General features: G+C 70.7%; 10 protein-coding genes. 9 read left to right on the top strand and 1 reads right to left on the bottom strand.

Features of this window, described 5'->3' with window-relative positions; all coding sequences use genetic code 11:
* The first annotated feature begins 195 nt into the window (after window positions 1-195).
* Both ACFVYL_RS26465 and ACFVYL_RS26460 read left to right on the top strand, forming a co-directional pair.
* Complete coding sequence (locus ACFVYL_RS26465; protein WP_389720003.1) at window positions 196-1,875, top strand: sulfite oxidase; 1,680 nt, start codon at window positions 196-198, stop codon at window positions 1,873-1,875.
* A gap of 124 nt (window positions 1,876-1,999) precedes the next feature.
* On the top strand, window positions 2,000-2,650 hold the full coding sequence (locus tag ACFVYL_RS26460; RefSeq protein WP_389720001.1) for a fasciclin domain-containing protein: 651 nt from the start codon (window positions 2,000-2,002) through the stop codon (window positions 2,648-2,650).
* 132 nt (window positions 2,651-2,782) lie between these two features.
* On the opposite strand, the gene ACFVYL_RS26455 is transcribed toward ACFVYL_RS26460, so the two are convergent.
* A complete protein-coding gene (locus tag ACFVYL_RS26455; RefSeq protein ID WP_389719999.1) occupies window positions 2,783-3,985 on the bottom strand; it encodes a PucR family transcriptional regulator in 1,203 nt (400 codons plus the stop codon).
* Window positions 3,986-4,567: 582 nt separating this feature from the next.
* Between ACFVYL_RS26455 and ACFVYL_RS26450 the strand changes: the two genes are divergently transcribed.
* From ACFVYL_RS26450 to ACFVYL_RS26420, 7 genes are all read left to right on the top strand, one after another.
* Entirely contained in the window at window positions 4,568-6,010 is a 1,443-nt protein-coding gene (locus ACFVYL_RS26450) for a DUF6801 domain-containing protein (RefSeq protein WP_389719998.1), read from the top strand.
* Between the two features lie 69 nt (window positions 6,011-6,079).
* Window positions 6,080-7,204 (top strand): ABC transporter ATP-binding protein, encoded by a 1,125-nt coding sequence (locus ACFVYL_RS26445; RefSeq protein WP_389719997.1) that lies wholly within the window; start codon window positions 6,080-6,082, stop codon window positions 7,202-7,204.
* Window positions 7,201-7,998 carry an MlaE family ABC transporter permease gene (locus ACFVYL_RS26440; protein WP_389719996.1) on the top strand — a complete coding sequence of 266 codons (798 nt, stop codon included), beginning with the start codon at window positions 7,201-7,203 and terminating at the stop codon, window positions 7,996-7,998. Before ACFVYL_RS26445 ends, ACFVYL_RS26440 begins: the two co-directional genes overlap by 4 nt.
* Window positions 7,999-8,001: 3 nt before the next feature.
* Entirely contained in the window at window positions 8,002-8,832 is an 831-nt protein-coding gene (locus ACFVYL_RS26435; RefSeq protein WP_389719995.1) for an MlaE family ABC transporter permease, read from the top strand.
* On the top strand, window positions 8,829-10,181 hold the full coding sequence (locus ACFVYL_RS26430; protein ID WP_389719993.1) for an MCE family protein: 1,353 nt from the start codon (window positions 8,829-8,831) through the stop codon (window positions 10,179-10,181). The genes ACFVYL_RS26435 and ACFVYL_RS26430 overlap by 4 nt, the downstream gene beginning before the upstream one ends.
* Entirely contained in the window at window positions 10,178-11,212 is a 1,035-nt protein-coding gene (locus ACFVYL_RS26425) for an MCE family protein (protein ID WP_389719992.1), read from the top strand. The genes ACFVYL_RS26430 and ACFVYL_RS26425 overlap by 4 nt, the downstream gene beginning before the upstream one ends.
* Window positions 11,209-12,285 (top strand): MCE family protein, encoded by a 1,077-nt coding sequence (locus tag ACFVYL_RS26420; RefSeq protein ID WP_389719990.1) that lies wholly within the window; start codon window positions 11,209-11,211, stop codon window positions 12,283-12,285. The genes ACFVYL_RS26425 and ACFVYL_RS26420 overlap by 4 nt, the downstream gene beginning before the upstream one ends.
* Window positions 12,286-12,295 lie beyond the last annotated feature (10 nt).

The following is a 12,295-nucleotide window of genomic DNA, read 5'->3' as shown; positions in this document are numbered from 1 at the left end:
GACCGAAGGCTCTTGGCCGTGCGGGTTCGCGGTCCTGCGGCTCTCGCCTGGACATGGCCGCGCCACCGGGCGACCGTCAGGGGTGTGCCTGGACGGTGGTTACGAGAGGGCCTTATGCGTCGGTTACGAGAGGGCCTTATGCGTCGTATGCGTGAACGACCAATCCGGACGCGGAGCAAGGACGGATTCCTGAGCATGGACGACGTGACACATCAGCCGCTTCGCGGCACCGGACGACTGTCTCTGGGCGCCCTGAGCGGCCTGCTGGCCGGATACGCCGCGGTCGCGGTCGCCGAACTGGTCGCCGCCGCGGTACGGCCCGAAGCGGGGCCCGTCGTCGCGGTCGGTGGGGCCGCGATCGACCGGACACCGGCGCCGGTCAAGGACTGGGCCATCCGTCAGTTCGGCACCGACGACAAGCTGGTCCTGCAGCTGGGCATCCTCACCGTGCTGGGCGTGCTCGCCCTGGTCCTCGGCATGGTCGCGACCCGTTGGCGGCCGGCCGGTCCGAGCGGTGTCCTGGCCTTCGGTGTCGTCGGGGCGCTGGCCGCCGTCGGCCGTCCCGACTCGACCAGTGTCACCGACGCGCTGCCTTCCGCCCTCGGCGCCGTCGCCGGGGCCGCCCTGCTGTACTGGCTGATCGGCCGTCTCGACCGGACGACGGGTCCGATGGCACCGGTGGACGGTTCCGTGCCGTCGGCGGACGGTTCCGTGCCGTCGGCGGACGGTTCCGTGCCGTCAGCGGACGGCGGGCCACCGGCGGGTGCGACGGCGGCCGAACCCGGCTGGGACCGGCGGGGGTTCATCCGCGCGGCCACCGCGGCGGCCGCCGCGTCGACCGGTGCCGGTCTGGCCGGGCGGGTCCTGAACGGCACACAAGGCCAGCAGGCGGTCGCCTCACGCAACGCCGTGACGCTGCCGGTTCCCTCCTCGAAGGCCGCGCCCGTGCCGCGCGGTGCCGCCTTGCGGATCAACGGCATCAGCCCGTTCACCACCCCCAACGGCGACTTCTACCGCGTCGACACCGCCCTGGTCGTACCCAAGGTGGACGCGACCCGGTGGCGGCTGCGCATCCACGGCCAGGGTGTCGGGCGCGAAGTGAGGCTCTCCTTCGACGACTTGCTCGGCATGCCGCTCATCGAACGGGACATCACTTTGACCTGCGTGTCCAACGAGGTCGGCGGGCCCTACGCGGGCAACGCCCGCTGGACCGGCGTCCGGCTCCGCGACCTTCTGGAGCGGTGCGGGGTGAAGCCCCCCTCCAAGGGCGGCTCCGCGGACCAGCTGGTGGCCCGCTCCGTGGACGGAATGACCATCGGCACCCCGGTGGAGGCCGTCATGGACGGCCGCGACGCGATGCTCGCCGTCGGCATGAACGGGCAGCCGCTGCCGTTCGAGCACGGCTTTCCCGTCCGCATGGTGGTGCCCGGCCTGTACGGCTACGTCTCGGCCTGCAAATGGATCCAGGACATCGAACTCACCACCTTCGACGCCTACGACTCCTACTGGGTGAAGCGGGGCTGGGCCCAACGCGCCCCGGTCAAGACCCAGTCGCGCATCGACACCCTCAAGCCCTTCGGCCGTCCGAAGGCCGGCACGGTCATGGTCGCGGGCGTGGCCTGGGCCCAGCACCGCGGCATCGGCAAAGTCGAGGTCCAGGTGGACGACGGGCCTTGGCAGGAGGCCGATCTCGCCGCCGAGGACACCCGTGACACCTGGCGCCAGTGGTCGTATGCCTGGCAGGCGACCCAGGGCAGCCACACGGTCACCGTCCGCGCCACTGACCGCACCGGCGAGACCCAGACGGACGAGCGCACCCAGACCATCCCCGACGGCGCCTCCGGACGGCACTCCGTCGCCGTCACCGTCGACTGACCCGCCGAGCCGTAGAGGCATCTCACGCTTTCGAGTGGTGGACCAATCCGTGGCGCGATCAGTTCCGGATTCCAGGTGATGAGGGCAGAGGGCCCTCACGGAAACTGAACGTCGAGGGATTGCCATGCAGACTCGTATCCGCCGTGTAGCTGTCGCCGTCGCCGCGGCCGCCCTGCTGCCGCTGGGGCTGACCGCCTGTTCCGACGGTGACTCCAAGGACAAGGCGTCCGACAGCGCGTCGGACGCGTCCGCGAGGGGAGCCGACAAGTCCGGCCCGTCCGAGGACATGGGGCGCGTGAACGAGCCGTTCGGTCCGGCCTGTTCCACCGTTCCCAAGGACGGCAAGGGCAGCTTCGAGGGCATGGCCGAGGACCCGGTCGCCACCGCGGCCTCGAACAACCCGGCCCTGTCCACGCTCGTCACGGCCGTGAAGAAGGCCGGTCTCGTCGACACGCTGAACAACGCCGAGGACATCACCGTCTTCGCCCCGACCAACGACGCCTTCACCAAGATCCCCAAGGCCGACCTGAACAAGGTCCTCGCCGACAAGGACCAGCTCACCAAGATCCTCACCTACCACGTGGTGGGCAAGAGGCTGGCCCCCGAGGACCTGGCGGACGGCTCCTTCGAGACGCTGGAGAAGACCAAGCTCACCACGTCCGGATCCGGCGAGTCGTACAAGGTCAACGACAGTGCCGACGTGGTGTGCGGCAACGTGAGGACCGCCAACGCCCACGTCTACATCATCGACACCGTCCTCATGCCCAAGAGCTGAAGGTGACGGCGGGCTGGGGGGCCGCTATGGCAGGCGTCGGCCAGGGGGTACGCCTCGTCGTGGCGCTGGGCCTGCTCCAGGAGGGCGACGGCGACGGAGGTCTCCACGAGCGTCCTGCACCGACGTCCCCCGTCACGGCCGGCGCGAGCGTAACTCCAGGGCGCGCAGCACCATTTCCGTGGCGAAGCGGCGGTCCGGGGAGGCCAGCAGGTCGCCGAAGACCTTCTCCAGGTTGCGCAGCCGGTAGCGGACCGTCTGCGGGTGGAGATGGAGCACTTCGGCCATCTGCAGGACGTTCCCCCGGGTGTCGAGCCACGCGCGCAGGGTGAGGATGAGCCGGTCGCGCTGGTTGGCGGTGAGACCCGCCAGAGGGGCGAGCTGCTGCTTGGCGAGCGCCGTGATCAGGCCGGGGTCGGCGAAGAGGGTGAGCGTGACCAGATGGTCCTCGCAGTAGATGTACGAGGTGTCGTCGAGGATGCCGGCCTCGGCGAGGCTCAGGGCTCTTCGGGCCCAATGCAGGGACTCTGCCGCGTCCGCGAGCGGCACGGTCAGGCCGACGGCCGCGCGGATGCTGCGCGGGGCGGCGTCCATGAAGGCGCGGCGGCACTCGTCGACGGCCCCGGGGATCAGGGCGTGCGGCAGCGGGGAGCTCAGATCGACCAGGACGTCCTCGGAGACCGCGCCCCGCTCCGGCTTGCCGTCCGCGCTGAACGCGATCGGCGTGACCTCGTCGGGCAGCTTCCACTTGGCGCGCTCGGCGAGTTCGACGAGGGTCGCCCGGGGAGCGGCCACATCCGAGAGCAGGTGCTTGAGGAGCCGTTGGCGCTGAATGTCCTGGCCCTGCTCCATCTCCGCCCGCGCTTCCAGATAGCCCTCGCGGGAGACGTCTATCAGGTTGTCCACGTAGAGCAGCAGAGCGTCGGCGAATGACAGCATCAGACCGGCCGGCAGGTTGAGCCGCCGGAGCACCCGCTTGGCCCGGTTGAGGGCGAGCCGGGCGCCGAGCCGGAAGATCGCCTGCATGGTGTCCAGGCTCCGGCCCTCGTAGGCCTCGAAGCGGCCGAACATGCGGCACACCTTGTCGCGTTGGACGGTGGAGGTGTCCGGGGCGGCGACCTGATCGACGAAGCTCGTCAGATTGTGCTCGACGACGAGATGCACGGCCCGGGAGTAGGGGCCGTCGAGGACTTCGGCGTACTCGGGGTAGGAGCGGCGGATCTCGTCGATGACTTCCTGGATCAGTCCGGGCAGTTCGGGCCGCATGACCGCGGCGAACTCGCGCGGGAGAGCGGACGCCGGGTGTCCCGCATCCACCGCCTTCAGTGAAGTTGTCATGGAACTCCCCTTACTCCGCCCGTGATCGAAACCGCTGACCGGTGGTGATGGGGGGCACGACCGGTCCCGGGCGACCTCGGTGGTCGCCGGCTGGCGGCAGGTCATAATTGATCTCGGCGCTTCGGGACCTCTGGCACGTTAGACCATGGGCAGTCGGTGTGCACCCTGCTCGCCACTCTCATCTGACAACTCCGTCCCGTCGGTGCCGTGTTCAGGGCGCCCTGCTCGTGTGCGGTCCGTCAAGGGGCTGGCGGGAGAGTGCTCACTTATGGACGAAGCCGCATTCGGAATTGCTGCCCGGGGGACAAGGAATTGCCAGGTGGCCGCGGGCCGGGGCGCTTTTGCAATTCGACCGTTGCGCCGCTCAGTTACCCGTGCGTAAGGTCCGGATCGCAAGCTGAACAGAAAGCAGATCGGGCCTTGTCAGAAGGCATTTCCCGACGCCTGCCCGGGTCCTTTGAGGTGCGGATCTCCCCTTCGCACGGGTGGCCCCGACGGTTTCGGGACCACTTGAGGACCTTCCCACCGGACCCCGCGGCGGCCCCCCTGCCGCGGGGTCCGCCCTCTGATCGGAGAGCAGCGATGACCGGTGCCCTGAGCGGCGGGCGTACCACCCGACCGGCCGTGGTCGCCGTCGCGGCCTGCGTGCTCGGTCTGCTGCCCGGCTCGGGTTCCGCCGCGCGGGATCAGCGCGAGGCCCGGCTCACGGCCGCGTACGACTGCGCACTGCCGTCGGGAACGCGGCAGGTCGAGGTCGCCTTCGACGTCACGTTTCCCGAGCGCGGCGTGGCCGGGAAGCCGATCAGGCCCAGGGCGGTGAGCGTACGGGCGAGCCTGCCGCGGCAGGCCGTCGCGGAGCTGCTGCCGGAGGGGGCGGTGTCGGCCACGGGGGCGGCCGCGGTCGCCATGGCCGTCGCGCAGGGGCGGGAGCGGGCCGGGGCGGAGTGGGCCGACCTGGCGTCCCCCGAGGTGAAGCTGCCCGCGCGGGGCTCCGTCGAGTTCGGCTTCGGCGGCGACGTGCCGTACGTGACGGTCGGCTCCGGAGGCGATGTCACCTTCAGGGCAGGGAAGTTGACCCTCACCCTTGACGCCGCCACCGCCCCGGCCGCCGGCGGCACGGGCACGCCCCCGGCCCGGCTCGCCTGCGCCCCCGCCCGGGGCGCGGACACCCTGCTCGCGACGGTCCCCGTCGAGGCAGCCGCCTCAAGCACACCGTCGGCACCGGACACCGGAAGTGATGCCCCGGACAGCGACGCTCCACAAGGCACCCCGAACGGCACCCCGAAGGGCGTCGAGACCGGGCCGCGGCCCCGCGCCGCCACGGACGCGTGCCCGGCGGAGGCGCCCAAGGGCGAGCTCGACCCGCAGCGGCTGCCGCCCGTGCCCGCGGGCGGCGAGGTCAGCGAGCTGGAGCCGACCTCGACGTGCGCGGTGCCGGTGGGCTTCGCCACCCTGCGCAAACTGAAGAGCTCCACCCTCGTCAACGACCCGCGCGGGCGCCGGGTCGGGCTCATGCGCCTCGCCATGCGGCTGCGGGAGGTGAGGGCGCCCGGGTACGTCGAGTACGACCACCTCGGAGACATGCGACTCCCCGACGCCGAGGGCACGTTCCTCACCTTCGGGTTCCAGCCGACCACCGCCAGGATCCGCTTCGAGCCCGAACCGGCGACCATCGTCAACGTCATCCGTCCCGGCAGGCCGCCGACGACCCGGGTCGGCTACCGCCAGCATCTGCGCCTCTACGACGTACGGGTCAACGGGGTGCCCCTCGACGTCGGGCCCCGGTGCCGCACCTCGCGACCCGTCGAGACGGAACTCACCGGCAGTTATCCGGTGAGCGAGGGCGGGCTGCTGCAAGGGGAGCTGGACATCCCGCCGCTCGCAGGGTGCGGCGTGCACGGCGAGGACCTGGACGCACTGCTCTCGGGTGCGGTCTCCGGGCCCGGCAACGCGCTGAAGATCCGCCAGGGGCGCGTCTGCGGCGCGGGATCGCCGTGCACGGTCCCGGAGCTCCCCGGCCTCTGACCGCCGGGCGGGCGCGCGGGGCCAAGGCGTGAACAGCGAGCAACCCCGAACTCTGAGCAAGGAGGTGCGATGGGAGTCGAAGTGGTCGTCGAAGGGCTGACCAAGTCGTTCGGCAAGCAGAACATCTGGCAGAACGTGACGCTCACCCTGCCGCGCGGCGAGGTCAGCGTGATGCTCGGCCCGTCCGGCACCGGCAAGACAGTCTTCCTGAAGTCGATCGTCGGCCTGGTCCGCCCCGAGCGGGGGCACGTGCTCATTGACGGCGTGGACATGGTCAACAGCCGCGAGCGGGACGTGTACGAGGCCCGGAAGCTGTTCGGCCTGATGTTCCAGGACGGCGCGCTCTTCGGCTCGCTCAGCCTCTTCGACAACGTCGCGTTCCCGCTGCGCGAGCACACCCGCAAGAAGGAATCGGAGATCCGCCGCATCGTCATGGAGCGGCTCGATCTGGTCGGCCTCGCCGGTGCCGAGAAGAAGCTGCCCGGCGAGATATCGGGCGGCATGCGCAAACGCGTGGGCCTGGCCCGGGCTCTGGTGCTCGACCCGCAGATCATCCTGTGCGACGAGCCGGACTCGGGGCTCGACCCGGTGCGCACGTCGTACCTCTCGCAGCTCCTCATCGACATCAATACCGAGATCGACGCCACGATGCTCATCGTCACCCACAATCTCGACATCGCGGCGACCGTCCCGGACAACATGGGCATGCTCTTCCGCCGCAACCTCGTGATCTTCGGACCCCGCGAGGTGCTCCTCACCAGCGAGGAGCCGGTGGTCGAGCAGTTCCTCCACGCCCGCAGGGCGGGCCCCATCGGCATGTCCGAGGAGAAGGACCAGGCCACCCTGGACCTGGAGGCCGCGCGCGGCATCGTCGCCGGGCCCGCCACGGAGCGGAGAATCGTGCCGCAGCTCGCGCCCACTCCCGGACTGCCGGAGCGCCGGGCGGTGCGTCGGCGCCGGGAGCGGGTCCAGGGCATGGTGCACGAGCTGCCGCCCGCGGCCCGCCGCGCCGTCGAAGCGAGCCTGCGGGGCGAGGAGGCGAGCTCGCGGGGCGGCGACGCGCATCGGCGGGGCGGGGAGGCGAGCTCGAAGGACGGCGAGGCGGGCCGGTGGGGTGGCGAGCAGAGCCAACGGGGTGGCGGCGACGCGCCCACGCTCGCCGCGCCCCGCGTGAGCAGGGGAGCGGGCGCATGACCGCTCCTCCCGCCGCGCGCAGGCCACTGCCGGGCCTGGGCGTGCTGCGCGAGATCGGCCAGATGTTCATGCTCGCGGTGAGTGTCCTGCGCCTGACCTTCAAAAGGCCTTTCCAGTGGCGGGAGTTCGTCGAGCAGTTCTGGTTCATCGCGAGCGTCACGATCCTGCCCGCGATGCTGGTGACGATCCCGTTCGGAGCGGTGATCGCGCTCCAAGTGGGCTCCCTCATCGAGCAGTTCGGTGCCCAGTCCTTCACCGGCGGCGCCAGCGTCCTCGTCATCATCCAGCAGGCCAGCCCGCTGATCGTGTCCCTGCTCATCTCGGGCATCGCCGGGTCCGCGATCTGCGCGGACCTCGCCTCGCGCACCATCCGCGAGGAGCTCGACGCCATGCGTGTCATGGGCGTCTCGCCCGTCCAGCGCCTCGTCGTCCCCCGGGTGCTCGCGGTGATGCTGGTCGGGCTGCTCCTCAACGGCCTGGTCTCCGTGGTCGGCACCCTCGGCGGCTATTTCTTCAACGTCGTGATGCAGAACGGCACTCCGGGTGCGTACGTCGCCAGCTTCTCCGCGCTGGCCCAGCTGCCCGACCTCTACGTCAGCGAGCTGAAAGCGCTGGTCTTCGGCTTCATCGCCGGTGTCGTCGCCGCGTACCGCGGGCTCCACCCGAAAGGGGGGCCGAAGGGCGTGGGCGACGTGGTGAACCAGTCCGTCGTCTTCACCTTCCTCATCCTCTTCTTCGTCAACATGGTCCTGACGGGCGTCTATCTGCAGCTCGTCCCCCCGAAGGGGCTGTGACCCATGGCCCTGACCGAACGCGGACGCGGGAGCCGCGCCTTCGCCTGGCTGGACCGGCCCGGCGACGAACTCCTCTTCTACGCCCGGGCGTTGTTGGGCATCCCTCGGGCCGTGCGCCGCTACCCCAAGGAGATCCAGCGGCTCCTCGCCGAGGTCGCCTTCGGCAGCGGCGGGCTCGGGGTGATCGGCGGCACCGTCGGCGTCATGATCGGCATCACCGTCTTCACTGGCACGGTCGTCGGCCTCCAGGGGTACGCGGCGCTCAGCCAGATCGGCACCGACGCGTTCACCGGATTCGTCTCCGCCTACTTCAACACCCGCGAGATCGGCCCGCTCGTCGCCGCCCTCTCCCTGTCCACCACGGTCGGCGCGGGCTTCACCGCCCAGCTCGGCGCGATGCGCATCAACGAAGAGGTCGACGCCCTGGAGAGCATGGGCGTGCGCTCCACGCCGTTCCTCGTGAGCACCCGCATCGTGGCCGGCACACTCGCGATCATCCCGCTGTACGGCATCGGACTGCTCGGCTCCTATCTGGCCTCACGCGCCACGACCGTGCTGTTCAACTCGCAGTCCACGGGAACGTACGACCACTACTTCCATCTCTTCCTCGTCCCCACGGACGTGCTCCTGTCCTTCCTCAAAGTGCTGGTCTTCAGCGTGCTCGTGATCCTCGCGCACTGCTACTACGGCTTCCGCGCCTCGGGCGGACCGGCCGGGGTCGGGGTGGCCGTCGGCCGCTCGGTACGGACCGCGATCGTGCTCATCAGCGTCACCGACTTCTTTCTCAGCCTGGCGCTCTGGGGCGCCACGACCACGGTGAAGGTGGCCGGATGAGCGCCCCGCCGAAGCCGCCGCGTTCGCCCGATGCGCCGGAGACCCGGCCCCGTCCCAGGACGGTGCCCCTTGCGCGCACCCGCCCCACGCAGGGCGCTCTGGCCCGCCGCAGACGGCTCGCCGGAGTGGTGTACCTCGTGGTGCCCGCCCTGCTGGTGTGGCTGTCGATCGCCGTGTACCAGAAGAAGTTCACGTCCTCCGCGACGGTCGTCGTCGAGACGGCACGGGCCGGCAGCGAGATACACCCGAGCGCGGAGGTCAAGCTGCGCGGTGTCGTGGTCGGCGAGGTCGAGAAGATCGACACGGACGGCTCCGCCGCGCGGCTCACCCTCGCCCTGCGGCCCGACAGGATCGGCAGGGTCCCGTCCGACGTCCGGGCCCAGCTCCTTCCGACCACCCTCTTCGGGCAGCGGTACGTGGCCCTCGTACCGCCGGAACACCCCTCGACGCGGCCGCTCGCGGCGGGCAGCGTCATCCCGCAGGACCGCAGCCGCAGCGCCGTCGAACTGGAGCAGGTGCTCGACAATCTGATGCCGCTGCTGACCGCCGTACGGCCGCAGGACCTCTCGGCCACGCTGTCCGCCCTCGCCAAGGCCCTCGAAGGGCGGGGCGAGAAGCTCGGCGACTCGCTGGTGACGCTGAACGGCTACCTGAAGGACTTCAACCCCCATCTGCCGTCCCTGAACGAGGACATCAAGGAACTCGCCGAGCTGAGCGACACCTATGCCGAGGCGGCCCCCGACCTCGTCGACGCGCTGCACGACGCCACCGTCACGAGCGCCACCATCGCCGACCGGCGGACCGAGCTCTCCGCGCTGTACGCGTCGGTGACCAGCAGCTCCCAGGAGTTCGGCGGCTGGCTGCGCGCCAACCGGGCCAACCTCATCCGGCTGACCGCGACCAGCCGGCCGACCCTGGAGATCCTCGCGCGGTACGCGCCCGCCTTCCCCTGCACCCTGCGCACGGTCGCCGACTTCGTCCCGGCCATGGACGCCGCTCTCGGCAAGGGCACGGACCGGCCGGGCCTGCGCGTCGACGTGCGGGTCGTCCCCTCGCGCGGTGCCTATGTGCCGGGCCGGGACACGCCCCGCTACGAGGCGGGCGGCGGGCCGCGCTGCTACCCCGTCCCCTACACGGGGGGTTCGTACACCACGCGGCAGAGCACGGCCACGACCCTGAGCGGTGTGGCCGGTGGTCTCGGCGTGGCCAACTCGCCCCAGGAGAACGACCTTGTCACCGAACTCCTCGCCGCACCGGACCAGGACAAGGCGCCACGCGGCCCCCTGCCCGACTGGTCGAGCGTGCTCGCCGGACCGGCCTTCCGCGGGGCGGAGGTGAGGCTGAGATGAGCGGACAGCGCAGCCTGACCGGCCCCGCCGTCAAGTCGCTGATCTTCATCGTGGTGACCGCCCTGGCCACCACCGTGCTCGCCCTGAGCATCGCGGGCACCGAAGTCGGCAGGACCCACGGTTACAAGGCCTGGTTCACCGACGCCACCGGTCTGAACGAAGGCGACTCCGTGCGCATCGCCGGGGTGAAGGTGGGCCAGGTGTCCTCGATCGAGATCGTCCAACGCCGCTACGCCGAGGTCGAGTTCGCGCTGGACGAGGACCGGATCATGCCCGCGTCCGCGACGGCGTCCATCAAGTACCTGAACATGATCGGGCAGCGCTTCGTCGAGCTGCGCCGGGGCACGGGACCGGTCGGCCGCACCCTGCGCCCGGGGCAGACCATCCCGTTGAGCCGCACCACCCCCGCGCTGGACCTGACACAGCTCTTCAACGGGTTCCAGCCGCTGATGCAGGGCCTGTCCCCGAAGGAGACCAACCGGCTGGCGGCGTCGGTCGTGCAGGTCCTGCAGGGCGAGGGCGGGACGGTCGAGAGCCTGCTGCGGACGGTCGGTTCGCTGACCACCACGGTCGCCACCAAGGACCGGGTGATCGGAGAGGTCATCAGCAACCTCAACCGGGTCCTCGCCTCGGTCAACACCCGGCAGAAGGGCTTCACCGAACTCATCGGAACCGTCGAGAAGCTGGTCTCCGGGTTCGCCGACGACCGCAGGACCATCGGCCGGTCCTTCGACTCCCTGGGCAAGCTCAGCGCGAGCACGGCCGGCCTGTTCCGGGAGGGCCGGGCGCCCCTGAAGAACGGCGTCCGCGACCTGGGGCGGGTGTCCGAGACCCTCGCCGCCGACACGCCACTGGTCGAGAACTTCCTCGAGAAGACACCGCGCAAGATGGCCGCCGTCTCCCGGATCGCGTCCTACGGGTCCTGGCTGAACCTCTACCTCTGCGAAGCGCAGCTCAGCGGCGTCACCACGTACGACGGCAGTCCGCCGCCGACCGGACTCGCGATCAAGGATGCGAGGTGCCGGGCATGAGGTCCCCGCGCGGGAAGCGGCCCGGACCGCGCGGGCTCCGGCTCCGGCGCCCTCGGCTCAAGCCCTTCGGGGAGCGCAACCCCGTGGCCGTCGCCCTGGCCGGGCTGCTGGCCATGACCCTCGTGGGGCTGCTCGCCTACAACGCCGCGTCGCTGCCCCTGATCGGCGGTGGCGGCACCCGCTACACCGCCGACTTCCGGGATTCGGTGGGACTCAAGGCGGGGGACGAGGTGCGGATCGCCGGCGTACGGGTCGGCGAGGTGGCGGACGTCGCCCTTGACGGCCCCAAGGTGAAGGTCGCCTTCGAGGTGCGGGACGCCTGGATCGGCGACCGCAGCACCGTCGGCATCGCCATCAAGACCCTCCTGGGCGCCAAGTACCTGGCGGTGGACCCGCTCGGCAGCCGGAAGCAGGACCCCGGCAAGCGCATCCCGGCCCGCCGCACCACCTCCCCGTACGACGTGATGGAGGCCTTCAACGGTCTGAGCCGCACGACCGGCGACCTGGACGAGGACCGGCTCGCCAAGAGCTTCGAGGCCGTCACCGGGGCCTTCGGGAAGACTCCGCCGCACGTCCGCAAGGCCATGACCGGTCTCGCCGCGCTCTCCCGGACGATCTCCGGACGCAACGACGAACTGTCCGAACTCCTCGACGGATCAGCGAAGTTCAGCACCTCCCTGAACAGCAAGAGGGCGGAGTTCGAGCGGCTGCTCGACAACGGCAACCTGCTGCTCGAAGAGGTACGCCACCGGCGGAAGGTCGTCCACGCCCTGCTCACCGGCGCCCGTGACCTCGGCACGGAGATCAGCGGCCTCGTCGACGACAACGAACGGCAGCTGGGGCCCGCGCTCACCGCGCTCGACCGGGTCACCGACGTGCTGGCCAAGAACAAGAAGAACCTCGACAAGGCCCTCGCCGCCGCCGGACCGTACTACCGGCTCGTCGGCAACACGCTCGGCAACGGGCGCTGGATGGACGGCTATCTGTGCGGCCTCGTCCCCAAGGACTATCTGCCCGCGGGCACGGGCCCGGGCACCGGTTGCATGCCGCCGAAAAAGGGAGACGGCCGATGACGGTCCGCAC

This window comes from Streptomyces sp. NPDC058308, assembly GCF_042880275.1.
Lineage (GTDB): Bacteria > Actinomycetota > Actinomycetes > Streptomycetales > Streptomycetaceae > Streptomyces.
Note: the sequence above shows the minus strand (reverse complement) of the source record. Positions and strands in the feature narration are given on the sequence as shown.